This is a genomic window from Roseovarius sp., assembly GCF_018066915.1.
Taxonomy (GTDB): domain Bacteria; phylum Pseudomonadota; class Alphaproteobacteria; order Rhodobacterales; family Rhodobacteraceae; genus Roseovarius.
On the sequence record NZ_JAGPVV010000263.1, the window covers coordinates 18,261 to 44,073 of the forward strand.

The window sequence follows — 25,813 nt, forward strand, 5'->3', positions numbered from 1 at the left end:
AAACGGATTTCCGCCGGTGGCACGGCATTCTGGCAGCCTCTTGCCGATCACGGCGAAACGGCGCCCATGCGCTTTGCATTGGATCGCGATTCCCAGAAAGCTCGGCCCGACATGCCGTCCACCGTCCAGCTTCAGGAGTGCTCCATGCCAAAGATTCGCCTCTTTCCCTCCGCCTGCCATTCCGCAAGGCTTGCAAGGTCCTTCGGCGCGGCGCTTGTCGCTTTCAGTCTTGCACCGCCCGTACCGGCGGCGGAGGAAATCCCGCAAGGCTCCAGCTTTTTCGACGATTTTGACAGTTTTGATAAATCGCTCTGGGGAATCTCGGACGGTTGGGTGAATGGGACCTGGCAGAATTGCCGGTGGTCCAAGGACGCGATGTCAGTGTCGGACGGATATCTCAACCTTCAGTTTCTCCGTCACCCGACCGAGAAACTCGATTACATCTGTGGAGAGATCCAATCCCGCGAGAGATATGGCTACGGGGTTTACGAAGCGCGATTTCGCACGGCGCAGGGCTCGGGACTCAACGCCGCCTTTTTCACCTATATTGGCCCGCATCACGGCAAGCCACACGGCGAGATCGACTTTGAAGTTCTGACGCGCGACACCTCGCGGGTAAGTCTGAACACCTATGTTGCTGGAAAGCCCCACAACGGCAAACCCGTGCCCCTGCCACATCCGTCGGACGACGGCTTTATCACGTACTCCTTTGTATGGTCGAAGGACGGCATCACCTGGTATGTCGATGGCGTCAAAATGCACGAAACCGCCGCCGGGTCGCCGCTGCCCACTGATGCACAAAAGATCTATGCCAGTTTCTGGGGCAGCGACTCTTTTCCCAACTGGATGGGGCGTTTCGACGAACCGGAGCAGGATCTGACGATGAACGTCGACTGGATCGCCTTTACGGCAGAGGGCGAAAGCTGCCAGTTTCCAGCCTCCCTACTCTGTAAATTGGAATGATATCCGGAGCGGGGCATGAGCGTGAAATGGTCCCCGTCTCGCGGCGGTACATCGCTGCCCCGGCCCATGTCGTCGAGATATCGCTCGATGGGGTGCTCGCCGGAATAGCTGTCGCGGCACTGGTGCTCGTCCCGATGCTTCGCACCTATGGCGCGCTGCTTTTTTTGATCGCAGGCGTTCTTCTCTGCGCGCGGCACTGGACGCGGGTCGCCGCCGTGTGCCTCAATTACTGGTATCTGCTGTGTCTTCCGGCCTATTGTCTGATGAGCTTTGCGTGGTCACAATTTCCGGGGCTGAGCTTTCGGTATGGGCTGCAACTTATGGTCACGATGGTCATCGCCCTGATGATTGTGACCCGGATCAGTCCCCGGCTGTTCGGTCGGCTGCTGTTCTTGTGTTTCGCAATTGCGATGGTGGCGAGTGTATTGGTCGGGCAGGTGCGCGCCGATACCGGAGCTTGGCTGGGCATTTACGGAAGCAAGAATGCACTGGCCGGAGCTGCCGCCATCTTCGTCGTGATCTCGGTCGCGCAGGCCCTCGACAGCAGCGCCAGCTACCGATTTCGCCTGATGGCCTGTTTCGGCATCATGACGGGGGGCATCCTGCTGCTTCAGGCGCAGTCCATGAGCGCCCTGCTGCTCATCCCTCCCGCGCTCCTGATCCAGGCTGGCTTGCTCATCCTCTACAGGCTCACCCCGTTGCAGCGGGCTGTTACGATCATTGCAGTCCTGCTCGGTGTCAGCCTTGGAGTGCTTCTGGTTGCGGTGAACATGGACGCGCTTGTGCGCACAGCCCTCGAAATGATGGGCAAGGATGCGACACTGACCGGGCGCACGGACCTCTGGCGGATGGCCACGGATCTGATTGCGCAACGCCCGCTGTTCGGCGTCGGCTATCAGGCCTTTTGGGTGCAGGGGCACGCCCCCGCCGAGGCCCTCTGGGCGCAATTCGGTATTGATGGCCGGAGCGGTTTCAATTTTCACAACACCTACCTGTCGAACGCGGTCGAAATCGGTCTCGTGGGCGTGGCATTGCAGGTTGGTGTGCTATACGGCGCTGCCGTTGTGACCTATGTTTGGGCTCTGCGGTCGCGCAGCGCCGAAGCCACACTAATGTTTGTTATGGTGGTGATCGTGATCATGATCAGCTTTGTCGAGGTGCCGGTGTTCTTTCAGTTCAGCCTGCGCACCGTGCTGATCATCTGCGCCTTCGCCTATGCGGTGCGGGAACTGCGTGCGATGCGGTAGCGATCCTGACCCGGACTTAGGTTGACCAGGCTTTGTCCCCATAGTCCCGGACCATCGCCTCGACGCGGCTCAAGGCGCGGTCTGTCGCGCGTTCGATCTCGCTGTCGGCGCTCAGGTGCGGATCGACACGGGCGAGGCTTTGCAGGCTGCGCGCGGCCAGATGCCGACACGCCCAATTGACCGGACGGCCCGCCGGGTTCTCAAAAACCGCGCGCACGCCCGGACCACTGCCGGAACGCCCGGTTGCGACGGCCCAGGCTTCGCGGCCATTGGACGGGAGGAGGGGCCGTGGTCGATAGGGTATCGCAAGCGAGTCGGTCCAGTCATACCATTTGAATCGATGGACGTGATGCATGGTCTTCACGCCGATCCAAGGTGTGCGCATGGCGTCGGCGACAATTGCACCGTGCATCGCCTCGGCGATCACCAGATCTGCGCCGCGCAGTTGGGCAATCACCTGATCCGGGCTTTCGGTCGGATCAATGAAATGGATACCGGCAAGGTCGCACGCCGCGCGCCAATCGCCGCGTTCTATGCTTTCATAATGCGGTATGAATGCTGTGCCGATTGCCTTTGCCGGTGGGGGCAGCGGGGTAGCACGCAACAGGACCGCCGCATCGGTTATCGCCTGACGCGGATCGAGACCTAGCGCGCTTGCGGTCCGTGGGCCGCGCACGAACCGGAAATCCCAAGTCCCGTCGGAAATGTCCGGCAGAGCTGTGTAACCGCCATACCCCGATCCGACGACCACCTTGCGTGCGGATCTGGGGTAATTGTGCTGAATCACCGAGCCGATTCCGACGAACAGCGTGGAGGGGTCTTCGTCGAAGAAGCTCTGCGGCAGCAGATGATGCCACATGGTGGCATTCAGCTCGTCCCCAAAGTTCGGGGAGCGGCCTTGGAAATATGTAAGTTTCATGCAGTCTTTCTCCGACCAGGCCACACGAGGTTGAGGATCTCCACAATTCTGTCCCTTGCGATCAATCCGAGGACGGCCAGATAGGTGACTATCGCGATACCGATACGGGCCGCCACTGAGATGGCGGGAGATAGCTCGGGCGCCAGATGCTGGGTTGCCAGCACCGCAGAAATCATCGCCAGAGTGGCAATAGCCGGGGTGACAAACGTGCCCAGATACTTGAGGAGTCCAATCCCCAGCAGTCGTGCCATCATGATGACCGATATCGGCCAGACCAGCAGGGATTTGAGAACAAGCGCGATCATGAGCGTCTCCAGCCCGGCACTGAAGGTTACACCGATCACCAGCAGCGACGTTGCCTGCTGGATAAGCTGGTAGAAGAACCACCAGTTTGCTTTGCCTTGGCTGCGGATGAACGCGCCTTGCACAACGCTGACGCCCGCTATGCAGCCGATCACGCTGAACATCTGCACTGTGAATCCGGCACCCTGCCACCGGGGATCGAAGAGCAATGCCACGATGTCGGGGGCGAGCACCAAGAGCAGGCTGAACAACGGCAGGCTGACGACCGCCGCCGAGAACGACGCAATGTAGAAGGCGCGGGCGGTCTTCTCGCGGTCATCCTGAAGAGATGAGAACAATGCATGTGTCACAGATGAAAGCGCGCCGCCGACGAATTGGGTCAGCATCAGGTAGAGCTTTTGAGCAAAGAAGTAGAACCCGAGCATCGCCGTGCCGCCAAGCGCACCCAGTACGATGTGATCAAGACGCATTGTCGTCAGCATTCGAGTTCCAGACGCATAGAGCCCGTATCCCGTCAACTCTTTGATTGCGTGCAGATTGAAGCTCAGACCGGGGCGCCAACCGGAAGTCCAGAAGACCATAGCACAGATCACGATACTGCTCGAAAGCTGGCTGATTGCCAGAGCCCAATAGCCATACCCAGCCCAAAGTAAGGAGAGGGTGATGACCAAGCTGACCGAAGTGGCGACGGAGGTTCGCAAGGCGACAAGCTTGAACTTCATCGACCGCACGATCATCGCGTTGGGCACCGCCACCGACAAGTCGAGCGGGATACGCAGTCCCAACAGCAGTAGGAGCGCGGCAATTGCGCTGTCGCCTGCCCATTGCGCGATGGACGGTGCTGCCAGAAAGACCGACAACATCAGAACCAAACCAACCGCTATCGTCATCCAGAAGACACTGTCGGCGTTGGATTTCGAGATCGTCTTGCGCTGAACAAGGGCCTCGCCGAACGCAATTGGCGACACCGCTATCGCCGTCATCACCAAACTGCTCGCAAGGCCGAAGAGCCCCAGATCGGCCGGGGAGAGATAGCGTGCGCTGACGTAAAAAATCAGCGTGGAACCGAAGATTGGAATAGCCGTGTGCAACGATGACCAGAGCACTCCAACAGCGGCGGACCGCGACCGGCCGGTGCGGACATGCGGATGATAAGCCGTGCCAGGAGCGACAGCGGTGGTCTCAAGCGATTGGCTCATGGCAAATCCCGATCTGGCTGATGCTTCAGTTGACCGATCCGGCTGCGGAAAACGCCGCCGGGGTTTCTGGAAAATCTTCCTCAAGAATGTCCGGGAATTTGACCTCGACCACATCACCCGGCAGAATTTCGGTATCGCTTTGCGCCTCAAACTGGCGGGAGTCGCCTTCGCGGGTGCGGGTGATCCAGAATTCCGGCGTGCCGACGGCGCGCGCATGCAGGCTTTCGAGCGTGACGTCCTCGCCGAGTGCTGCCGACATCAGCGCATATTCTCCGTCCAGCTTGGCTTCGGCCTCTACGATCTTGGCGGTGACCTCTTGCAGTTCGGTGACTGCGGTTTCGGCCCGCGACGCCTCCAGCACAATCCGTTCTTCCTCGATGTCTCGTAGATTTTGCTGTGTCGACAGGATTGAACGCTCGATATCGAGCACTCGGCTTTCCACCTCGCCAACATAGCGCACGCGATCAAACAACCGCGCACGGGTAGCAAGACCTTGCTCGACCATGTCTTCCTCGCGTCTCAGTTCCTCGCGACCAGCCCGCAGTTGCTCCGTGTTGGTTGCGAGTTTCTGTTCCAGCACTCTGATTGCATCGTTCAAGGCGGTTTCCGCCTTGTCGAGGAACGCCAACTGCTGGTCGAGCAGTTGGTTGCGAGCCTCAAAGATCGCCGCCTCGCCCGCGCGGAACTTGCTGACGCTCGGCAGGTCCGGACTATCTCTTGCGGCTGTTATTTCACTGCGCGCGACTTCTGCAGCCAGGCGATCCCTTCGTGCTTCGAGAAAGCGCAACTGCTTGCTCAGAACCATGGCCGCGCTCCGGGCGAGGTAAAAGTTGCGTTCTTGGCCAAGGATGGGCTCTATCCGGGCAGTACCGCCAGCGAGCGTCACGGCCTTGAGCACAGTCAAGCCGGGAGAATACGTGTAGACATTCGGTGCATCGACCTCACCTGCGACGTAGATCATCGCATATTGCTCGACATCGACCGATACTCGGGGCGTGCGGCCGGCTCCGGCGTAGCCTGCCATCGCTTCTTGAAGGGTCGATGCGATTTCCTGTGGTGTGAGACCCGCCACATCCACGCTACCGACCAGCGGAACAGAGATCTTTCCACCGGCACTGACGCTGTAGCTGTCCGAAACTGTCAGCAGTTCCTCGACCGTGCCGTCGGCAGCGTTCCAGATCGTCGCCCGCACTTTGAGAATGTCGTTCATGCCAACAGGTACGTCCTGCGTTTGCGCTAAGGCTGGCTGGTTCAGCCAGAGCATCGCGGTCAGACAGGCCGATATGGCCCTCGATGTCCATTGCATCACGCATCCCTTTTCATAGTTTGCCGTGCTGCATCGCCAATCTGATGCGTGCAAGACCAGATGTCTGCGGTGTTGCGCGCGCTCCCGCCACGACTCAGTACGAGCCCCGCGCCGCGATAACCGCCGGGATTGTTCGGACCAGAATCACGCAGTCCAAAAACAGTGACCAGTTTTGTACATACGATTTGTCCAATTCGACCCGCTTGTCGTAACCGACATCGCTGCGTCCGCTTACTTGCCAAAGGCCGGTGATTCCGGGGTGAGCGCTCAGATAAAACTGCACCGCGTCGCTGTAGAGTGACAGTTCATCGCGCACCACGGGGCGTGGGCCGACCAGACTCATTGAGCCGGCCAGAACATTGAGCAATTGCGGTAACTCATCGACGCTATAGGTGCGAAGAACCGCGCCAATCCGTGTTACTCGGGGGTCGTTTTTCAGCTTGCGTTCGGTGACCCATGCGTGGTGCTCGTCAGGGTGTTCTGCCAGGTAGCGGTCCAACAGGTCCTGACCATCGACCACCATGGACCGAAACTTCCAGCAGCGGAACGGCTGCCCAGCATAGCCGATGCGAGTATGACCAAACAGCACAGGGCCGGGCGATGTAATCTTGATCGCGCAGGCGATCAGCATGAACAGAGGGCTTAGAAGAACGAGGCCGAAGAGCGCCACGAGAACGTCCAAAACTCTCTTTGAGCGCCCCCCTAACACCCTGCGTGAGGAGGTTCTCGTATCGCCATGCTCGTCGCCGCCGGAACAAGTTTGGCGACTGGTAAACACTTCCGGGCTAACTTCATTCGACGTCGACATGTGCGTGCTCCTGAAGAGGTGACTGGAAATCTGCACAAACCATTACTTGATGGCCTCGATATCGAGTAGCGTCACTTTGCAACTGCAGCGAGAACAGCAGAATTTTGCCACCTCTGGTTGCCGGAACTTGCGTAAACATCAAATAAACTCAGGGGATTCGGCTCGCCCTTGCGGTGTCAAATCAATATAAACGAACTATAACAAGACCTTCCGTAGATGCGCGAACTATCGCATTTTCGACCACGGTTTCTTGCCGATGGGCATGCAAGTCATGAGAAACGACGCTCGCTCCGGCCGGATCTCGTGTGTGGTCGCGGAAGTAGAGGGTTTCATTTGCTGGCCGAGGCTTTAATTGCACGACTGCAAAGACGCGGCCAAGCCGAACAATCACATCGAAACGAAGAACGTCGGGCCCTGCTCATGGGTAGATCGGTTACCCGGAACAAGCAAACACATGATGCACTGTGAGGATGACTCGTGACCGCACCCCCTGAAACCGAATTCAATAGCCAGCAGCTTGCTGTTCCGAAGACTCTCTGGCACCGGCAATTCGCAGTCGAGAACGACTTTGATCCGACCCCGGTGACATGTCATGTCGCCATTTGCACAACGCCGCGATGCGGCAGCCATTTTCTTGGCCATCAGATGCGCGCACTGAATTGCTTTGGCTATCCGCTGGAATATCTCAACTCTGGCAACTGGCCGGTCTGGGAAAAGCGCGCGCGCCGCGCCGGTGCGACCGATACTCTCCAATTCATCAAATCGGTTCGCACCGGTCCCAACGGAGTTTTCTCCGTAAAGTTACACCATGAGCATCTGGAAGCGTTCTTGGACCACGAAGTCGATCCGTTGAGCTATCGTTTCATCCAACTGCAGCGCCGCGATCTTGTGCGGCAGGCGGTTTCATTCGCGCGGGCGCAGCAAACCGGGGCTTGGATCTCGGACATGCCGGAGCGGGCCGAAGCGCGATACGACCGCAATCTGATTGCGGCGAAGGTGGAAGCGATTGCCGATTTCAATGCCGGATGGACGTCTTTCCTGGCCAGTCTGGGCGTGAAGCCCTTGGAACTCTTCTATGAGGATATCGTTACCGACCGGAAGGGCGCAATTGAGCGTATAGCGACCTATCTCAATATCGAGTTGCCGGATGCATCGACCGGCGAGAATGTCTTTCAGCCCAAGGCTCAACGCGCATCCAACGATCCTACAGAAGTCTGGGTCGAGCGATTTAAGTCAGAGAATCGCGGCGCTATCGGGCAATGTCAGCCCATACCCGGTTATCGACACACGCCCAAGGCGCGACGTCTTGGCAACGGCCTTCGGCAAACTGTTTCGGGCGCGCTGCGGCGCTTCGGCCTTGGGGCGTGACGACGGCGCCAAGGAAACATTGCTGTCCGCTTTAGGTTTGGTGTCGACGTTCAAAACCGAGAAGGCCGTCTTAGCGATTTGCTGGCGAGATTCGGAATGCCGGGCTCAGAGCGTCTTCAATCGCCTCGGGGCGAAGTTCGAACTGCTTGTCGTCCTGCTCCAGAATCCCTTGCGAAAGAGCGCTGAGTTCAGGACGCGTGATACGGCGTAGGAGCGCGACAAGCGCATCGGCGGAAGGCTCTGATATTGTCAGGCCCAGTTGTTCGGCTGCAACCTTTCGACCTGTCTCGGTCGTTTCAACCGCAATCGAAGGGCAGCCGAACCAGCTCGCCTCATACATCCGATTGGGCAATAGCCAGTCCGAATTCGCGCCGCTTTGCCAGAGATCCTGTGCCCAGACAAGATCGCTGCCAGCGTAGATCGCTTCGAGATCGCGAGGATAGCTGTAGGGGCCAAAGAATCGAATATTTGCCCGCGACTCCACGGCTGCGTCGATGTCGCCGATCGCGTGCCGGTGAACATTCCCATGGATGTTGATCTGCACATCCTTGCCCATCCGGTCGGCGGTTTGAAGCAGGATCTGAAGGCTAGGCGCACAGCGAATGGACCCCACCCAACTTAGAATAATGGGACCACGCGCATTGCGTCGCGGTGCGTCCAGCGGGCGCGAGACCGTTGCGCCATCGAACCAGAGCTTGTTCTCGATGATCGAGACGTCACCGTGGAATCCCTGAACCGGCACGAAGTAATGTTCGACGAAGCCGGGCGAAGAGACGATCAGAAGTTGCACGCGCGCCAGAAGGCGCCGTTCACACCAACGCATCAGAGCACCAATTGCGTCGGGGCGTGTGAATAGCCGGTGGATGTCGAGGCACTCGTATACGATTGGGACCCGTCTTCGACCGAACAGGCCTCGTGCCATCCAGGCGAGGATCAAAAGATCGAAGTTTCGCGCCACAATGACATCTGCAGATCTGAGATTCTGCCGTGATCTGAAGGTTGGCCAGAGGGCTCGGATAAGAGCAAGGAGGCGTTTGCCGTAGTTCTCGTTCGGGACGTGACCGAGGTTGGTATTCGTCCAGTCTGGCACAAAGTCCGCGTTCATATTGCCGCGCTGAAACGCCAAGCTTCGCACGTCGTAGCCGAGCTGTAACAAGCTGCGAATCCGGCGAATCTGCGAAGCCTCTTTGATGTCAAAAGCAAAGACAACGACACGCGCCATGATCAATCCATCCCGTCTCCGACCGCCGACGGGCGTGTCGGCAAATACCGCGTTCCATTATTTGGTGGTGGCCTGCCGATGCAAGGTAGCAGCGTCTGGTCGATGGGAACGGGCGGATATCAGCTTGGAGTTGGTGGTGTCACTGGGGAGTGAATTGATGCAGTGGATGCCCCCACCGGCCTGCATCGTATACCGTGACGGTTCTGTATTTGCTTACTCCCGCACTTTTCGCTCACGGTAGCTATCTCCCAATTGCGGCCCACGGTCCCGCTTCCACCTTGTGGATGTTTCCGTCCTCCAATTCATCGTCGGACATCACGAACACCTCTGCAAAGACGTCCGGCTCAAGGGTTTCTATCCGACGCAAGAACGCCGCCCTTTGCCCAGTTCTCATCTTCGGCTTCAGCAAAGAATATCTGCACGGCGTCGGCCGGCAGACCATAGGCTTCGACAAAAGCGGTGGTGATCTTCTCAGCAACGTGTCGTTTCAGGTTGCGTGAACGGGGGGACTGTTGGATCGTAACAATGGGCATGGAAAGTATCCTCTTTATTCCGGCTGGGGTTCGTTAGCTGTTATCCCTGCCTCACAGCGTTGCGGCGATCGGGGAATTTTCCTTTGGCCATCATGTTGCAGGCCCGCGCCGACGATCGGGCGAAAGAGCTGTGGACGGATCGGCCGCATTGCGATCCGAGTCGTGCACAGCGGCCCACAATCTTCCCAGCTTGTCGGGATTGCGGAGCAGGTAGATCGTGGTGATGCGGCCGCTTGCAACCTCGACAGCGGTCGCTTGTCGCGTCCCGTCCGCCTCGAGAGTTAGCTCCGAGATCAACCCGTTCAACCGCGCGGCTTGCCGCCAGATTGGCGGCGCAGCCCCCGGTTTCCTCGCAAGGCCTGCAAAGAACCGCGCCACATGGCTGGCCCCCTTGATGATGTTCAAGGCAGCGATCTTTCGTCCCCCGCCATCACTGTGTAGGTCCGCACCATCGGCCAGATAGCGCATGATCTCCTCTACGTCGTTCTCTCGGGAGGCCTTGAAGAACGCGGCTGCGACAGCTTCATGGTCTTCGGCAGCGACGGCAAATCGCGGACGCTCGGTACGCAGGTTGTCGCGCGCCCGCTTTGCCAGTTGCCGGCACGCCGCCTCGGACTTTCCCAAGGATTGTGCAATCTCCCGGAATTCGATCTCGAACACATCATGCAAGATGAACGCAGCCCTCTCGGATGGCGACAGACGTTCCAGTGCAACCAGCAGCGCATAGGATATGTCGGTTTCATGCTCGATTGCAGGCGCGTTGACCCCTTCCGTGAGCAGGGGCTCTGGCAGCCAGTGGCCGATGTAGGTTACTTTCTCGCGCTGGCGGCGTCGCAACCTGTCAAGGCACAAGCGTGATGCGATCGTGACAAGGTATGCCTCGGGGTTTTCGAGGTTCGCAAGGTCGGCTGTCTGCCAGCGCAACCAGGTATCCTGCAGAACATCTTCTGCGTCTGTGTGCGATCCAGTCATGCGGTAGGCGATGCCGGTCAACTTTTGCCGCGAGGCTTCGAACGCCTTTGCCCTGTCAATGATCTTCTCAGGCTGCATCAGGTACAGATACTTTGGGATGTTTGCTTTGGAAACCTATGGCCATCCGGTTCCAAATATTGATGACCCCGATCAGTAGTGTCAGTTGCACGCACTCGCTCTCGTCGAAGTGGCGGCAAAGCTCTTCGTAGATTTCGTCGGGGGCACCTTGGTTGGCGATCTCGGTCAGCGACTCAGTCCATGCGAGGGCCGCACGCTCTGCGCGGGTGTAACAGGACGCCTCGCGCCAAGCGGGCAAAAGGTCCAATCGGCCCTGCACTTCGCCTGCGGCGCGTGCCTCGCGCGCATGGAGATGCAGGCAATAGACGCATCCATTGATCTGAGAAGCACGCAGCTTGATTAAGTGCATCAGCCGTGGCGGCAGACCGCTGGCGCCGACAACGGCGTCCAGATCAACCAACTTCTGCACCAGATCAGGGGCAACTGTGAAGTATTGTAAGCGTGTGGTCATGATTTTATCTCCTGAGGACCATGTTCGTTATTTGAGACGTTCAAGAGTCCTCTGGTGTGACACCGAGAGCGAAATTCGGGCAACTAGGTGCGGAGTCATGGGCCAGGTGCCGGCTCCAGACACAACCTGCATCAGATTGGGCTGTATGTCCTGATGCCCTCTCGACTGGATGCGACGAGTTTTTTGCTGCGGCCTCGTGGCATTGATAGCGACGCTCACGCTGCCTCACCCCGGCCAAGCATCCATCGCGTACTGATCACGAAATTCTTCACTGGGATGGATTGGGGTGATGATGTCAATCATGATCCCATTGGGGTCTTGGGTGATAAAATGCCGCTGCCCAAAGGGTTCATCCCGCAACGTTAGCAGTATGGGTAGGCCCTGATCGCAGAATGCTTGATGCACCGCATCGACATCGGCGACTTCGAAGTTGAGCAGCATGCCAGAGGTGTGGTGGCCACGGGACATTTCGGGAAGGGTTTCATGGTCGGCGTCAAGGATAGCCAGATTGATACACTCATCCTCAGCGGACTGAAGATGGACGTACCAGTCGCTCTCGAACAGGGAACGAAAGCCAAGATGCGTCCGGTAGAATGCACTTGTCTTGGCAACGTCCTCAACCATGAGCACGGGGTAATACTGGGTGATCTTCATCGATTGCGTCTCCATTGGGGAACATGCAAACTGCATGTAAGTGACAATTAACATGCAGGCTGTATGTATGCAAGAAAGACGGTCCAATGCTGATCGCAGCGAAGAAACGCGTCGCGCCCTTATCGAGGCTGGCCGGATGCTGTTTCTTGAAAAAGGGTATGCCGCAACGGGCACGCCCGAGGTTGTCGCACGTGCCGGGCTCACGCGTGGCGCGCTTTATCACCACTTCAAGGACAAGCAGGCTCTGTTCCGTGCCGTCGTGGAGTCGGAAGCGCGCCAAATTGCCACCGAGATTGAGGCTGGTGCGTTGGACGCCGCGTCGCCGGTTTCGGCGCTCGCGCAGGGATCACGGGCCTATCTGAAAGCGATGAAGACACCGGGGCGACTACGACTGATGTTGCTCGAAGGTCCATCTGTATTGGGCCCCGAAACCATGCGCCGGATCGACCTGGCAACCGGTGGCCGGGAACTTCGACTTGGGATCGCGGATGCTCTAGGCTCAGATGCGCCGGCAGCCCGGATTGACGCGCTTGCAGACCTCATATCTGCGATGTTCGAGCGTGCCGTGATCGCCGGGGCAAGCGGTGAAGACGTGGAGTTGTATGCGCAGACAGTGCAGGACCTGCTGACCAGGCTTCTTGAACGCGAGCCAAGTGCCGAGACTTCCCCGACCCTCCCTTGATCAGCTGTGCAGAGTGACGCCTCTGAAGATATCCGCGCCGAGCGCGCGTGGGACCTTCGCGGGATCCTGCCGACCCCTATTCTTAACTATGGTCCTCACATCCATTCATTTACGATCGTCAGTAAACGTGTGTGGTCGATCCTCCTGAGGGTGGGTCGCCGCAGGATCGCTCCGTCAGAAGAGCAGAATTCAACCGGATAGAACATGATTTATGGAGAACGTCATGAAACAATTGGCCATTGTTTTGACCGAAGGGTTCGCCGATTGGGAATGCGCGCCCCTCATGGGTACCGCGAAGGGTCACCTTGGGATCGAGTGTGTTGTCGCATCACCCTCGGGTGCCGGTGTCACATCCATGGGCGGTCTTGCCACAATACCCGCGGTGGCCGTGGAAGATCTTGACCCGATCGAGTTCGCGGGCGTCGTGATCTGTGGCGGCACGAGCTGGGGGGCTGGTCGGGCCCCTGTTTTGGACAATGTGCTCTGGGACTTTCGCGATAAAAATCGACTTGTCGCAGGCATCTGCGCAGGTACGTTGTCGCTTGCCAAGGCGGGGCTGCTAAATAGTGTCGACCACACGAGCAATTCACGTGGTTTCCTCGAAACGGTGCCGTGTTATCGCGGTGAGGCGCAGTATCGTGACGTCGCCTATGCCGTTACCTGCGACGCCATCGTGACTGCGCCCGGAACAGCGCCGATGACGTTCATGGCAGAGATCCTTCGGGCTCTTGGACATGGGAGCCCGGAGTTGGATGCTTATCTCTGCGCTCTCGCTGCAGAACACGCATAAGGTCATGGGCGTTGATGCCGGACATCTCAGGAAACATCACGACGCCAATCACTTGTTTCGGCGCGCTGCCTTGCCAATACACGTGTTGCTGAGAAAATACGCATTACACATCAGGTAATTGTGCCTTCATGCCAAGAGATGTCATCTCGGTCTCATCCCGAGGTGGATGACAGCGCCCACGACCTGATTGGCTGGGCTGTCCGGATCACCCGCTCCTGCAACCGTCTGCCGCAACACATGCGATGCCAGAGGACCCCCAAAATGAAGCTCTATTATGCCGAGACCATGAATTCGTGGAAGACCTGCGCTGTGGCGCGACTGGTGGGGCCGGACGTCTCATTTCGCCCGATCAATCTGAAATCCGGTGAACAGCGATGCGCTGAGTTCCTGGCGATCAATCCCAATGGCAAGGTTCCCGTCCTCGTGGACGGTGACAAGACAATCTGGGAGTCCAACGCGATCATGTGCCACCTCGCGATTGTCGCAGGATCTGATCTATGGCCGCGGGATGCGCGCCAAGTCGAGATCGTGCGCTGGTTTGGATGGGCTGCGGACCATTTTTGTCGATTTGCAGGGGAGCTCTATTTCGAACATGTCATCCGTGCCGAGTTCGATATGGGCGCTCCAAATCCCGCGTCAGTCGCCGAAGCACTGGGATATGTGCGCCACTATAGTGCCATTCTTGACACGCATCTCGACGGCCGATCTTACCTTGTCGGAGAGGCGCTCAGCCTCGCCGATTTCGCCGTCGCCACGATCCTACCTTGGGCTGAAGCGGCGCAGATCCCACTCGATGAATTTCCGGCCGTCCGCCGCTGGCATGAACGCCTGATGGAGCTGCCTGCCTGGCGATCACCCTTCCCGGCGCAGATTGAAGATGCCTAGGACGGTCGATTCCGCCACAACGCCCGCTCCATTGTGAACGTTCGGTTGCTGTCTGCGACACTTGGGTGGCGGCGGTGGGAGATGTGGATGATTGACTGGGTATATCTCTCATCGGGGTGGCGAGCCTTCGGTATCGACGAGCGGAATTGCCCGGCCGCCCTGCACAACGCAGTTCCGAGGATCAGTCTCGGACGCGCGGCGGCCATTCATGATGCCATCCCCGCATGTCATAGGCGACGGAGGCGGCAACCAGGCGGTTCACGAGTTCTGAGCGATCGAGTGCAAGCCTCAGCCCGGTCGCTGAACGTTTCGGCCCATGCAGGACCGCAGGAAAGGATGACTGCGGCAAGAAGATAAGTGCGTATCTTTTGAGTCTCTCCAACTGATGCACTCACGCCATGGGTGTCTCGGATGCGGCGTCCATGTTCATCCAGATGAGTTCCAAGATGTGACCGTCCGGATCTGCCAAGGCGCGGTTGTACATGAAATCCATGTCCATGACCGCTCGGACATCCGCCTCGCCACCGGCGGCCACACCCGTTGAAACCGTGGTGTCGATCTGCTCTCGACTGTCAAATGTCAGCGCCAGTAGCACTTCGCAGGTTGCATCTGAGTCGGCGATCTTCTTCGGAGTGAACGTCTGAAAGTAGTCACGCACCAAAAGCTGAAATGTGATCGTGTCGGACCAGACCATGCTGGAGGCTTGATGATCGCTGAATACCTCGTTCTTGTGGCAGCCGATGGCTGTGTAAAAGCGCGTTGCCTTTGCCAAATCCTTCACAGGCAGGTTCACAAAGATCATCTTCGGCATTTCAATTGCTCCTTTTACGCATGGCACATGATTGTGCGTGGTTCGCGGATCGACATGTGACCCAGTACAGGCCAATTCGGATCGGATGTGGAAACTAGCTTCCCACCAGTTCGTGATAGTGCGGTCTCGGTCGTTGATGTGGATTGCCCCGTTGGTGCTGGAGCAACGCATCTCAGGACCTTTGGGTAGCCCAATCACCAACCCGCCGTCGACGACCTCGCAGGTAATCGTTGGGCGATCAAATTTTCTCAGGTTTGGGCTCAAATACACAGAGCAGAGCACGCATGAGTGTGCATCTAGCGGGCCTTCTCGACATTCAATGAGGGTCGCCCGTCATTCGGCCCGGTCCCGGTCATACCGGACCAGCAGGATGCCCGAGCCAAGCACACGGACGTCAATCAATGCGAAGCGCGCCGCAGATCCCTCGGCCCAGAGACGCTTGCCCCGACCGAGCGTGACCGGATAGATCATCAGGTTGACGCGATCAACAAGATCCTGCGCCAGAAGATCGTGGAGCAGGGTTGCACTTCCGTAGACAAGGATATCACCTCCGTCGGCGGCGCGCAGCCGACGAATATCGGACACCGCATCCTCGCTCAGAATCATGGAATTGGCCCAGGACGCCGTCGTCATGGTTCGGGACGCGATATGCTTCGGCAGTTTGTTAATGCGGTCGGCAAAGCCCGCCTCATCCTGCACATGGGGCCAAACGGCCGCGAATCCCTCGTAGGTTCGCCGACCGAACACGAGCGCATCGCAGGACATCAGTTCCGCATGCTTGAAGCCATCGCCCTCCGGGCCGCGCTTGAACGGCCCCGTCCAGTCACCAAGACCACTCTCCTCCATTCCGACCGGGTCCTCAATCACGCCATCAAGTGAGATGTATTGCGTCGCGATCAGCTTTCTGGGCATCCGTTCGTTACCTTTCTTTTGAAACCGACCTTGTCCGAGGGCCGGAGGCGTCAAGGTTTTGCACGAAACCAACGCCTGCGCGATTACCAGACGGGTCATCGTCGGGTGGCAGGGTTTCGCCTAGAAAGTCGTTGGCGGCATCAAGCGATCCCGCCGCAGCCAAGTTGGGCGTATTCTGAACCGGCGAAAGCGACTTTGGTCCGGGAAGCTGAAAAGGTCGGACATCGAAGCCATGACGGTCGGTGACATATTAAAGACGGCGCGCAAGGTTCGAGGGACGTCTCAACTCGACCTTGCGCTCGCGCTTGGCATTTCGCAGCGCCATGTGAGTTTTGTCGAACGCGGCCGCTCGCGACCGAGCCGGGACCTTATCCTGAACTGGATGGAGGAAGTCGGCGCCACAGTCTCGGCCCGAAACGCAGCCTTGATCGGGGCGGGCTTTGCAACGGGAGGGCGAGGCCTCGTCTTGCCCGAACGACCCTCGCCTGCCCATCATCAAGTGCTGAGTGCGCATGATCCGCTGCCCGGTCTGATCTTCGATGCCGACTGGCGGATGGTGCAGATGAATGCCGGCGCAACCTGGCTCTTCCACCACCTGATGGCAGGGTTCTTGGCATCGCCTGAGGGCCAGGTGCCCTGCTGGGACATGATTGCAGGCGTGGCTCATGCAGGCGGTCTTCTCTCTAGGATGGTTGACCCCTGGATCTACGGCGGACACCTGCTTCGACAGTTGAGGTTCGAAGAGATGACACGACCCTCGCTTGCGCCGAGGGTGGCGGCGCTGGAACAGGTATTGAGGGCGCGATTCGGCGACCAGATGATGATCGAACCCGGCCAGTTTGAGCCCGGCCTCGACCTGCACTTCGACACGGCTTATGGAAGGCTCTCGTTCTTCTCCGTCCAGAGCATGTTCCAGCTACCGCAGGATACCGTGCCGACATCAGTGCGGGTGGGGCTGTGGTTTCCGGCAAGCGCGGCGGCCCGCACCGTGCTGGAAGAGAACGTGCCGGCCGGCAGCCATGCGCGACCTACATCTGCGCCGACTGGCCCCCGTCGACGGTCAGCGTGATGCCGTTCACATAGCTGGATCTGGGTGCGGCAAGAAACAGAACGGCGGTCGCAAGCTCCGTCGGATCACCCCAGCGTTTCAAGGGGACGCGCATCTCGACGAAGCTTCGCATGGCCGGGTCTGCGACGAGCGCGGCATTGGCCTCTGTCGCGAAAAGGCCAGGAGCGATGGCGTTCACCGTCAGACCGGTCGTGCCGAACTCAACCGCCAGCGCCCGCGTGAGTGCCGAAAGGCCACCCTTGCACGCGACATAGCCCGGATCGCCAGCGCGTGCGATCCGGGCTGCGATGGACGAGACAAAGATGAGCCGCCCCGCAGACGCGCGTGTCAAGTGCGGCAGCGCTGCGCGTGCGAGGCGGTAGGACGCCGTCAGGTTCAAGTCGAGGAGGCGCGAGAAATCCTCCGCGCCAAGCTGCGCCGTTGCGCGACGATCGCGGAGCGCCGCGGCGTGGACCAGGATGTCCATGCCACCGCAGAGGGTCGCCGCGTCGTCCACCAACTGCTCGGCCTCTGAGGCAAGGTCGCAGGCCACGACATCGACCGTGCCGCCCTCGGCGCGTATGATTTCGGCCGCCTGATCGAGGGATGCGGCATCGCGCGCATTGAGGACAACGCGTGCGCCCGCGCCTGCCAGTGCTCTGGCCATCCCAAGACCCAAGCCACGGCTGGCACCGGTGACAATTGCGGAACGGCCCGTCAAGTCGAAGGCGTCGATCATGGGAAATCTACCAGGTGTGTCGCGGTCTGACGTCACTTTAATCTATCATATAGCGATCCCAGAACCCGGCTTCCGGTGCGATCTGCTGGACGACATCGACCTGCACCCCCGCCGGATCACGGGTCATGAATCGCCGTTGTCCCCACGGCTCGTCCGTCAGCGGATAAACGATAGGGGCGCCGGCATCGGACAGACGCGCATGGGTGGCGGCAGCGTCAGAAACCTCGATGGTGACAATCATGCCGCGCCCGTCGAACACCTCGGGTCCCGGCGGGGTCGAGGGATGATCGGGATGCATGAAGGCGATGGTGGTGCCCCGGCTCTCGCCGTCGGCGCCACCGGTCAGATAAACGAACCAGCTGGCCTGGAACGCCACCTCGAAGCCGAAATGCTCGCGATAGAAATCTCGCGCCTCGAACAGCGCGGGCGTGGTGATCAGCGGATAGAGATCGCGGACAGGCATGGCAGAGGTTTCCAGTGCAGGAGGGATCGTTTCTGCCGAGAGTGCAAGCGTGGAGGCAAGTAGGAGTGGCAGGGCAAATACGGGGACATGGGCCATGAGATGTCTTCCGAGCAGGAGGGGTGGCTGACGGGCGCGGAGGTGGCCGTCGCCCGACAAGGGCTTAACTACGCGGCGGCGCGGGCGCTTCCTGCCCAGGCAGAGGCCTCGAGCCAGGCAAGCACCGCGACCACGGCGGCCTGCACGAGGACGAACGCAATACCAAGCGGAGTCGGTGTCAGCGCGACCAGAATACCAAGGCTCGCGATCACCCAGCCAGCATTGCCGAGGATCGCCAACCATACCAGCGCCCCACTGCCGGTCCCGAACCGGGCGACCGCAGCCATGAAAATCGCAACCGGAACAAGCACGAGACCAGCACCCAGAACCAGCAGGTCCGGCAACCCGGTCAGGGTGGCCAACACGCGGTTGGCTACGAGCAAAATCGCGGCCATGACGGCGCAAGTCGCCGCGTCGATCAGGAGAATGCGCCTAAGCGCCGGGTTCGAAACGAATGCCATCTGAGGGTCCTTTCAGGTGAAAGTGTCGATGACAGTAGCCATAGGCGGCGCACTTGGCTCGGGTCGATTATGCGCGAGGTAATGGTGGCGATCTTTCTTTTCCGTTAGGCTGCCTGCCATGACCCAGCTCAATCCGTCCTTTGGTGACTTGCTTCGCTCCTGGCGCAACCGCCGGTCGCTCAGCCAGTTGAGTCTGTCAGTAGAGGCCGAGATATCCCAACGTCATCTCAGCTTCCTTGAATCGGGGCGCAGCGTGCCAAGCCGCGAGATGGTGCTGCGTCTGGCCAGCCAGCTCGAGGTGCCGCTGCGCGATTGCAACGTGCTGCTGGCCGCCGCAGGCTTCGCCCCGGTCTATCGCGACCGTCCACTCGATGATCCGGACATGGAAGATATGCGCCGCGCAGTCACGGCCATACTGACGGCGCATGAGCCGTTTCCAGCCCTCGCCATCGACCGGCACTGGACCCTCATCGAGGCGAATGAAGCGGTTGGCCCCTTGCTCGCGGGCGTCGGCACGGCGTTGCTTGTGCCGCCCCTCAACGTTTTGCGCCTGTCACTGCACCCCGAGGGGCTGGCCCCGCGGATCGAGAATTACCGCGAGTGGCGGTGCCATATTCTCCACCGGCTCGACCGCCAGATCGCGCAGGTCGCGGACCCCGTGCTCGCTGACCTTCGCGACGAGGTCGCAGACTACCCGGTGCCGGTCGACACGGCGCCCTGGCGCGCTGGCCCTCCTAATGTGATCGCGACACCAATGCGCCTGCGCAGCGAGGTCGGGCGCCTCAACCTGCTGAGCGCCACCACGATCTTCGGCACTGCTCTGGACGTGACCCTGTCTGAACTTGCGATCGAGACATTCCTTCCCGCCGACAAGGAGACACGCGATCTGCTGTTCAGGCGATGACGCGTAGCAGAGGCTGGGATCGGGTAACAGATTGCACATATGCCGAAAGGCTTGGAGATAGTGCCCGGTCACGTTGTAAGATGGCCTGCAAAGCCAAAAATTGCCACCACCGCAAAGGCGATCCACTGCGGCATGTCACGATGCAGCTGTCGCTTCCAGATCACGACGGCAAAACTCCACAGGGCAAGCAGTGAAATCATCACCGTCCCTGCTAGGGCATACTCTCTCCATGCATCCGATATTACGGCGCCAATGTAGGCTGCAGCGGCCCCAAGCATGACCAAAGTTACAAGATGCCAGCACAAGAAGAGAACGCAGACCACGTCTTCCTTCAACTCCCGCGATGCAAGCAGCGGGTTCACGATTTTCCTCTGCCCCGCAGTCAGATGAATGTAGCTCAGAAACAGAAGGCCAAGCGCGGCGATCCAGTAAAACACCATGACGTTTCCCCAATTCTCGACATGCACTGAACGCGCCAAGTTATCTAGAAATGTGCGACCACGGTCGACCCAGAATTGGCACATGAAATGCCTTCTTTGCGTTCCAGGTGCGTGGTTCGGCATTGATTTGCTGGGCGTTGAAAGGGTCGTGTTTACCGAAGAGCCGCAGGAAGAAAGAGAGCGAGTTGTGGCAAGGCAATGAGCGCTGCGACCATGAGCAACATCATGATGACATAGGGGATGGTGCCCAGCATCACTTCGCTCAACTTGCCGCTTTTTCGAGCACCTTGCACCACGTAGAGGTTCAAGCCGACTGGTGGCGTGATCAGTGCCATTTCGATGAGAACGATCATAAGGATGCCGAACCAGATCACATCATAGCCTTGCGCGAGGACAAGCGGCACAATGATCGGGATAGTCACAACCATCAGCGATAGAGTTTCGATGAAGAAGCCAAGGACGATGTAAATGCAGACCACCACGAGAATCGTCATCAGAGGCGAAAGACCAAGCCCTTCTAGAAATGCGCTGAGGTCCCGTCCAATTCCAGCTGAGGCCAAGGTGAAGTTCAAAAACGATGCACCGATCACGACGAGCATGATCATCGAAGTGATTTTGACTGTTCCAACAACGCTGTCCGCAAACATCTGGCGCGAAATACCACCAAAAATGGCTGCGATTGCAAGAGCGCCCGCGACACCAACAGCAGCAGCTTCTGTCGGTGTCGCCCAGCCCTTGTAGATTGTTCCAATAATGATTGAGAACAGCAAGACAATCGGCCCAAGATGCAGGAGAGCCCGCAGCATTTCGGTGAACGGGAATGTGCGTCGCGGTCCTCCCAACTCTGGCTTCATCGCACAGATGATGACGGTGACAGCCATGAAAGATAGCGCAAGAAGGATGCCTGGCAGCAATCCGGCCAAGAAAAGTTGCGGAATTGAAGACTGTGTGAGGAAACCGTAAACAATAAGGTTGATCGACGGTGGTATCATGATGCCAAGCGTTCCTCCAGCTGCAATGGCGCCAGAAAAGAGCCTCGGATCATAGCCAAGCCTTTCCGCTTGGGGCATGGCGACGGTTGCAACAGTTGCCGCGGTCGCAACGGAAGAACCCGATGTAGCAGAAAACATGGTGGCTGTCGCGATATTGGCATGCACCAGCCCGCCCGGAAGCCAGGACACCCAGCGATCCAGAGCGGTGTAGGTTCGCTCTGCAATGCCGCTGCGAACAAGGATCTCGCCCAAAAGGACAAAGAATGGAACCGCGATAAGTGTTGCATTGTTCGACGTAGACCAGACTAGGTTTCCAAGACCTTTGATCAAAGGGAATGGGCTGAAGACGGCATCTACACCGAAACCAAGAAGAAACAGAACGATCCCTACAGGTATCGACAGGGTGAGCAGCGCCAGAAGACCCACTGAAACAAAAGTGATCATTGCAGGCTTTCCTCATCGCTGAAGGTTCCGATGGCGGCTGCACCGGCCTCGAAGTTGCCCTTAAGTATGAGCAGAAGAGCGGCAATGAGTGTCAACCATGCGACGATTGCGAACCAAGCCCATCCGGCAAACCAGGGCAATTGAACGATCCAAAGCGGTGTCTCGAGTGGCGTGTTCGCGCGCGAACTATTCGCAATAGAACGCTCAAGGACTGGCCAGCATTTTATGGCGATGACGGTGATTGTGATCGACAGTGCCGCCATCGCAAACAGATCGAAGACGGACTTGCCGAGCGCACCGACACGCCCCCGAAGGATGTCTATACGAACATGGCTCAATTCAAGAAGGGCAAAGCCCATGCCCCAGGAGGTTACAATGGCCATGACATATCCACTGATTTCGTCTGTTCCTCCAAGAGAGGACCCAACTTTCCGAAGGATGATGTCGGCGAGCACGTAAAGCGCACAGGTAAGCAGGATTGCTCCGATGAGCATCGCCACCAACGTGTTGAGCCATCGCAAGCGCCCAATCAGTTTTTCAGCCATTCTGATCCCTTCCCAGAGATTTCTCAGTTCGTGCTGATCGAGACACCAGCGGCTTTTCCGACGGTTTCATTCCAGCGCGCGGTCCATTCTGGTCCTGCCCGGTCCGCCCACTCCGGAAGAACTTGCATTTCAAGGATTTCCCTAGCCTTGGCGAAGTCCGCATCGCTGACGGAGACAAGGGTCATCGCGCGCGAATCTCCTGACGTGCAGGTGCCATTGCCGGTCAGGCAGGCGATATCGTTTTCGAGTGCGCCTTGCGCATCGGCCCAGGCCGGATCCTCGAGCTTGGTCGTCACCTCAGCTTGGATCAGCGTCTGAAGATCCGGCGACAGGCTGTTCCACTTGTCGAGATTGACGGCCGTCACAACCGGGTCCCAACCGCCGAGAGGCAACGGCAAAAGATGGGTCGAAACTTCCCACCAACCAGCGCTGTAGCCCGATCCTGCACCAGTGACTGCGCAGTCGACCACACCCTTCTGGAGTGCGCCGGGCACCTCTGCGAAGCTAACGTTGACGCCCTCGGCACCGAGCGCTTCAAGAAACTTTGCGGTCATCCGGCCCGATGCGCGCACCTTGAGATCTTTGAGATCGTCTAGGCTGGCAATCTCGTGGTTGCAAAAGACGACTTGGGGCGGATAAGGCGCGATCGCCAACACATGGCTATTGAAACGCGCATTGTATATGTCTTCGATCATCGGCTTGGCGGCATCAACGAGCGCTTTTTCGTCCATGGCCGTCAAGGCCAACAATGGGACGTCCAGTCCCTCCAATTCCGGGGCGTCGGCCACGGCGTAGTCCGCGACCGTCATGCCGACATCGTAGACCCCCTGGCCGAGGAGTGTGTAGACGTCGGCTACGCCGAGATTCATCTGGTCATGTGTGGTAAGGTTCACACTCACCTCTCCGCGTGACGCCTCTGGAAGGATGGTTGACCAGAAAGGTGCCTCGAACTGCTTGTGCAGCGGCAAGCTTGACCAGCTGCCGACCACCGACAGGTCTTCGGCAATGGCCGGCGATGCAAACATCGCAGCGCTCATCATCAGGATCTTCTTTTTCATGGGGCTCTCCCTTTTGGTTGATTAGCCGATTTCTTGAACGAAGTTCAGCACGGGTGTTTCGGCCTCTTCTGGCACATCAGTAATCAGCATATGGCCTGGCTTGTGGGTAATGCACAGCGGCACCCCGGCTCCTTCAATCGCAACCTGTGGCGTTACTCCACAGGCCCAAAATACCGGAATCATGCCCTCGGGCATGGGGGCCGGATTGCCCCAATTTGGGTGGGCGATATCGGCGATACCGATCGTCTCTGGGGAGCCGACCTGGATTGGTGCGCCATGTGCCAGAGGAAACCTGCGCGAGATGTCGATCGCAAGGTCAACTTGCGATTTGGAAATGGCGCGCATGCTGACCACCAGTGGCCCAGAGAACGGCCCTGCAGGAATTGTCTGGATGTTGGTTCGAAACATCGGCACGGTTGTATTGTTGTCGATGTGCCAAATTGGGATACCCGCCCGGATCAGCGCATGCTCGAATGTAAACGAGCACCCGAGTGCAAAGGCAACGAGATGATCGTTCCAGAGCGCTTTGATGTCTTTTGTTTCGCAGGCTAATCTGCCGTCTCGATAGACGTTATAGGCTGGCACATCCGTGCGGATATCGATGTTGGCAGCCAGCGTAGGTAAATGCGGATCGCCGGTTTCCGAGACGCCAACCAAAGGACAGGGCTTGGGATTGCGCTGACAGAAGCGCATGAAGTCAAGCGCGACCTCCTCAGGCAAAATTGTCAAATTGGCTTGCAAGACGCCGGGCGCAAGACCGGCCGTGTGGCCGTCGTAGCTTCCTGCACGGATGGTCTTTCGGACATTCGCAACCGATTCCAATCGCAGTTTCTGAAATGTAGTGCTGTCCACGGATGCCTCCCTTCGTTCGGGAAGTATCCAAAATGCTCACCATAAAACCAAATTAAAACTATTTGCTCTTAAGCATTAAGGAAAATTATATCGATTGGAACTCTTGAGCAACCGTCAGAGCGATATGTGCTGCGGTTTCTACAAGATGACTCCGTGGTTCACCAACATAAGATGCTGTGAATTTCAACGGGTTAGGCACCCATCCCGGATTAAACTCGCGAATTCTTCCTTCGGATACAAATCGCTTTCCCATGTGGCGAGGAAGCGCAGCAACGCCAAGTCCAGCTTCAACCAACCGAAAGCCGGCAGAAAGTGATGACGATGGGAAAATCAACGCACCAGGACCGTTTCTCTCAAGCAGTAACGACTTCAGCTCACGAAAAGGCCGAGTGTGGCGAGCGTATGAGATCACCGGTAGTTTGAAGAGCGAATCGCTGTTTGCCTGCTCACCAAGTTCAGAAGTGGAGCAGTACCAAGCAAGTTCGAAATCCGGCAAATCAATATTGTTGACAGTAAACTCGGAAATGGGGCCAAGCAGAATGGCGAGATCAATCTCTCGGTTCAACAGGTCCTGTCGTAGATTCAACGAGATATCGACATTAATCTCGACTTCGATGACCGGGAACGCTTTGTGCAGTGAGGTTACAAACTCGGGAAGCCATGTCTGTGCGATGGTCTCGGAAACACCCAATCTCAGATGGCCCTCAATTCCTTCGGGATCCATCACATCTGCGAAGATAAGTTCAGACAACTGTTCGATCTGTTCGGCGTAACGGACGAGGAGGCCACCGCGTTTCGTCAAAGAGATGCCCGTTGATCGGCGCTCCAGTAACTGCGCGCGAAGGCTAGCCTCCAAGTTCTGGATGCGTGTTGTTACTGCAGGCTGCGTCAGATTCAACGCCTGTGCAGCTTTGGATATGCTGCCAAGCCTTGCTACCGTCAGGAACGCTTTCATTTGGTCGAGATTCAATTTAGCCAAGATTTTTATCTCCTCCAAATGACTTCCGATGGCGCTAATGGCCCCTTTTCCCGAGGATGCCAAAATCTGTCTTCGACGTCAGGCTGTTCTCTATCGCTATGCGATATGCAGGATGGACTCAACTTCTTGAGAACCGAAGAATAGTATTCTCAGATTAACCAGTTCCGTGTTTCGGTGTGCCATTTTGAACTCTTGGTATTCGTCGGGACCATCTGGTGCGAGGCAGCGAGTTGAGGGTGGGCCGTTACATTGTTCACGACCCGCATTGCTGGCCGGATCGAACCAGTGAAAGGCGATGCGGATGCATGAGATGTGTCTTCCAACCTTGCAGAGCCCGCATTGAGGGAGTCTGTAAAATCAAGTGCGAGCTGAATCACACGCGGGTCGTCGAAGCGGAAAATGTTGAAGCGACCCTTGGAGGGCGGTCTCAGCTCTGAGCGCCAAGATACCGACAATTCCGCGCTGGAAACTGCACGGCTCGAGCATAGTTTTCGGAAGGCTGAGCGCGCCGGGTTTTCTTATCGCCCAGTTGGCGGGACATACATCAAAATGGCATCAAATAGGCATATCTCTCTGTTTTTGCCCCTTGCTTGACGTCAGAATCTCGCGCGACTTTCTCCTACGCCTCGATAGGTCAGATGTCGGCCAGAACGCCAACCTGTCTGATGATGGTATCGCTGGCGCATGGA

28 protein-coding genes are annotated in these 25,813 nt (G+C 58.1%); 8 read left to right on the forward strand and 20 right to left on the reverse strand.

The features are described from left to right. The first annotated feature begins 144 nt into the window (after positions 1–144). Together KBT70_RS14735 and KBT70_RS14740 are read left to right on the forward strand one after the other, a co-directional pair. The gene (locus tag KBT70_RS14735; protein WP_296635305.1) at positions 145–963 is read left to right on the forward strand and encodes a family 16 glycosylhydrolase; all 819 of its coding nucleotides are present in this window, start codon (positions 145–147) and stop codon (positions 961–963) included. Positions 964–989: 26 nt separating this feature from the next. After that, positions 990–2,210, forward strand: a complete 1,221-nt coding sequence (locus KBT70_RS14740) for an O-antigen ligase family protein (protein WP_296635308.1) — start codon at positions 990–992, stop codon at positions 2,208–2,210. A 16-nt stretch (positions 2,211–2,226) separates the two neighbouring features. On the opposite strand, the gene KBT70_RS14745 is transcribed toward KBT70_RS14740, so the two are convergent. The 4 genes from KBT70_RS14745 to KBT70_RS14760 all read right to left on the reverse strand — a co-directional run bounded on the left by KBT70_RS14745 (position 2,227) and on the right by KBT70_RS14760 (position 6,745). Then, positions 2,227–3,129 (reverse strand): polysaccharide pyruvyl transferase family protein, encoded by a 903-nt coding sequence (locus KBT70_RS14745; protein ID WP_296635311.1) that lies wholly within the window; start codon positions 3,127–3,129, stop codon positions 2,227–2,229. Beyond that, complete coding sequence (locus tag KBT70_RS14750) at positions 3,126–4,631, reverse strand: lipopolysaccharide biosynthesis protein (RefSeq protein WP_296635314.1); 1,506 nt, start codon at positions 4,629–4,631, stop codon at positions 3,126–3,128. The genes KBT70_RS14745 and KBT70_RS14750 overlap by 4 nt, the downstream gene beginning before the upstream one ends. Positions 4,632–4,656: 25 nt before the next feature. Continuing rightward, positions 4,657–5,937 (reverse strand): polysaccharide biosynthesis/export family protein, encoded by a 1,281-nt coding sequence (locus KBT70_RS14755; protein ID WP_296635319.1) that lies wholly within the window; start codon positions 5,935–5,937, stop codon positions 4,657–4,659. A gap of 94 nt (positions 5,938–6,031) precedes the next feature. After that, on the reverse strand, positions 6,032–6,745 hold the full coding sequence (locus KBT70_RS14760; RefSeq protein WP_296635324.1) for a sugar transferase: 714 nt from the start codon (positions 6,743–6,745) through the stop codon (positions 6,032–6,034). 477 nt (positions 6,746–7,222) lie between these two features. On the opposite strand from KBT70_RS14760, the gene KBT70_RS14765 reads away from it, so the two are divergent. Further along, a complete protein-coding gene (locus KBT70_RS14765; protein ID WP_296635329.1) occupies positions 7,223–8,113 on the forward strand; it encodes a Stf0 family sulfotransferase in 891 nt (296 codons plus the stop codon). Between the two features lie 70 nt (positions 8,114–8,183). On the opposite strand, the gene KBT70_RS14770 is transcribed toward KBT70_RS14765, so the two are convergent. The 5 genes from KBT70_RS14770 to KBT70_RS14790 form a co-directional block, all read right to left on the reverse strand. After that, on the reverse strand, positions 8,184–9,335 hold the full coding sequence (locus tag KBT70_RS14770) for a glycosyltransferase (protein ID WP_296635333.1): 1,152 nt from the start codon (positions 9,333–9,335) through the stop codon (positions 8,184–8,186). A gap of 344 nt (positions 9,336–9,679) precedes the next feature. Next, complete coding sequence (locus KBT70_RS14775) at positions 9,680–9,886, reverse strand: tautomerase family protein (RefSeq protein WP_363270727.1); 207 nt, start codon at positions 9,884–9,886, stop codon at positions 9,680–9,682. A 72-nt stretch (positions 9,887–9,958) separates the two neighbouring features. Further along, a complete protein-coding gene (sigJ, locus tag KBT70_RS14780; RefSeq protein WP_296635342.1) occupies positions 9,959–10,918 on the reverse strand; it encodes an RNA polymerase sigma factor SigJ in 960 nt (319 codons plus the stop codon). Beyond that, positions 10,908–11,369: a carboxymuconolactone decarboxylase family protein gene (locus KBT70_RS14785; protein ID WP_296635347.1), complete on the reverse strand. Its 462-nt coding sequence runs from the start codon at positions 11,367–11,369 to the stop codon at positions 10,908–10,910. Before KBT70_RS14785 ends, sigJ begins: the two co-directional genes overlap by 11 nt. 225 nt (positions 11,370–11,594) lie before the next feature. After that, positions 11,595–12,023: a VOC family protein gene (locus KBT70_RS14790; RefSeq protein ID WP_296635352.1), complete on the reverse strand. Its 429-nt coding sequence runs from the start codon at positions 12,021–12,023 to the stop codon at positions 11,595–11,597. A gap of 67 nt (positions 12,024–12,090) precedes the next feature. On the opposite strand from KBT70_RS14790, the gene KBT70_RS14795 reads away from it, so the two are divergent. The 3 genes from KBT70_RS14795 (at position 12,091) to KBT70_RS14805 (ending at position 14,380) form a co-directional block, all read left to right on the forward strand. Beyond that, positions 12,091–12,705, forward strand: a complete 615-nt coding sequence (locus tag KBT70_RS14795) for a TetR/AcrR family transcriptional regulator (RefSeq protein ID WP_296635426.1) — start codon at positions 12,091–12,093, stop codon at positions 12,703–12,705. Positions 12,706–12,928: 223 nt separating this feature from the next. Beyond that, a complete protein-coding gene (locus KBT70_RS14800; RefSeq protein WP_296635356.1) occupies positions 12,929–13,495 on the forward strand; it encodes a DJ-1/PfpI family protein in 567 nt (188 codons plus the stop codon). A 261-nt stretch (positions 13,496–13,756) separates the two neighbouring features. Continuing rightward, positions 13,757–14,380, forward strand: a complete 624-nt coding sequence (locus KBT70_RS14805; protein WP_296635360.1) for a glutathione S-transferase family protein — start codon at positions 13,757–13,759, stop codon at positions 14,378–14,380. Between the two features lie 391 nt (positions 14,381–14,771). Here the strand turns inward: KBT70_RS14805 and KBT70_RS14810 are convergent, their stop codons facing one another. Then, positions 14,772–15,191, reverse strand: a complete 420-nt coding sequence (locus KBT70_RS14810) for a lactoylglutathione lyase (RefSeq protein WP_296635364.1) — start codon at positions 15,189–15,191, stop codon at positions 14,772–14,774. Between the two features lie 333 nt (positions 15,192–15,524). Next, a complete protein-coding gene (locus KBT70_RS14815) occupies positions 15,525–16,103 on the reverse strand; it encodes a dihydrofolate reductase family protein (RefSeq protein ID WP_296635368.1) in 579 nt (192 codons plus the stop codon). A 232-nt stretch (positions 16,104–16,335) separates the two neighbouring features. Between KBT70_RS14815 and KBT70_RS14820 the strand changes: the two genes are divergently transcribed. After that, the gene (locus KBT70_RS14820; RefSeq protein WP_296635373.1) at positions 16,336–17,172 is read left to right on the forward strand and encodes a helix-turn-helix domain-containing protein; all 837 of its coding nucleotides are present in this window, start codon (positions 16,336–16,338) and stop codon (positions 17,170–17,172) included. Here the strand turns inward: KBT70_RS14820 and KBT70_RS14825 are convergent. The 3 genes from KBT70_RS14825 to KBT70_RS14835 form a co-directional block, all read right to left on the reverse strand. Continuing rightward, a complete protein-coding gene (locus KBT70_RS14825) occupies positions 17,132–17,890 on the reverse strand; it encodes an SDR family oxidoreductase (RefSeq protein ID WP_296635376.1) in 759 nt (252 codons plus the stop codon). The two genes, KBT70_RS14820 and KBT70_RS14825, sit on opposite strands and share 41 nt — an antisense overlap. Positions 17,891–17,927: 37 nt before the next feature. Further along, positions 17,928–18,449 (reverse strand): VOC family protein, encoded by a 522-nt coding sequence (locus KBT70_RS14830; RefSeq protein ID WP_296635379.1) that lies wholly within the window; start codon positions 18,447–18,449, stop codon positions 17,928–17,930. A gap of 68 nt (positions 18,450–18,517) precedes the next feature. Next, positions 18,518–18,910 carry a hypothetical protein gene (locus tag KBT70_RS14835; protein ID WP_296635384.1) on the reverse strand — a complete coding sequence of 131 codons (393 nt, stop codon included), beginning with the start codon at positions 18,908–18,910 and terminating at the stop codon, positions 18,518–18,520. Positions 18,911–19,028: 118 nt separating this feature from the next. On the opposite strand from KBT70_RS14835, the gene KBT70_RS14840 reads away from it, so the two are divergent. Next, positions 19,029–19,814, forward strand: a complete 786-nt coding sequence (locus KBT70_RS14840; RefSeq protein WP_296635386.1) for a helix-turn-helix transcriptional regulator — start codon at positions 19,029–19,031, stop codon at positions 19,812–19,814. 68 nt (positions 19,815–19,882) lie between these two features. Here KBT70_RS14840 and KBT70_RS14845 read toward each other — a convergent pair whose 3' ends face one another. From KBT70_RS14845 to KBT70_RS14870, 6 genes are all read right to left on the reverse strand, one after another. After that, positions 19,883–20,338 carry a hypothetical protein gene (locus tag KBT70_RS14845; protein WP_296635390.1) on the reverse strand — a complete coding sequence of 152 codons (456 nt, stop codon included), beginning with the start codon at positions 20,336–20,338 and terminating at the stop codon, positions 19,883–19,885. A 68-nt stretch (positions 20,339–20,406) separates the two neighbouring features. Continuing rightward, on the reverse strand, positions 20,407–21,690 hold the full coding sequence (locus KBT70_RS14850; RefSeq protein WP_296635395.1) for a TRAP transporter large permease: 1,284 nt from the start codon (positions 21,688–21,690) through the stop codon (positions 20,407–20,409). Further along, the gene (locus tag KBT70_RS14855; RefSeq protein ID WP_296635402.1) at positions 21,687–22,235 is read right to left on the reverse strand and encodes a TRAP transporter small permease; all 549 of its coding nucleotides are present in this window, start codon (positions 22,233–22,235) and stop codon (positions 21,687–21,689) included. Before KBT70_RS14855 ends, KBT70_RS14850 begins: the two co-directional genes overlap by 4 nt. A gap of 23 nt (positions 22,236–22,258) precedes the next feature. Beyond that, positions 22,259–23,293, reverse strand: a complete 1,035-nt coding sequence (locus KBT70_RS14860) for a TRAP transporter substrate-binding protein (RefSeq protein ID WP_296635406.1) — start codon at positions 23,291–23,293, stop codon at positions 22,259–22,261. A 21-nt stretch (positions 23,294–23,314) separates the two neighbouring features. After that, positions 23,315–24,145, reverse strand: a complete 831-nt coding sequence (locus KBT70_RS14865) for a putative hydro-lyase (RefSeq protein WP_296635411.1) — start codon at positions 24,143–24,145, stop codon at positions 23,315–23,317. Positions 24,146–24,230: 85 nt separating this feature from the next. Then, the gene (locus tag KBT70_RS14870) at positions 24,231–25,124 is read right to left on the reverse strand and encodes a LysR family transcriptional regulator (RefSeq protein WP_296635417.1); all 894 of its coding nucleotides are present in this window, start codon (positions 25,122–25,124) and stop codon (positions 24,231–24,233) included. Positions 25,125–25,813 lie beyond the last annotated feature (689 nt).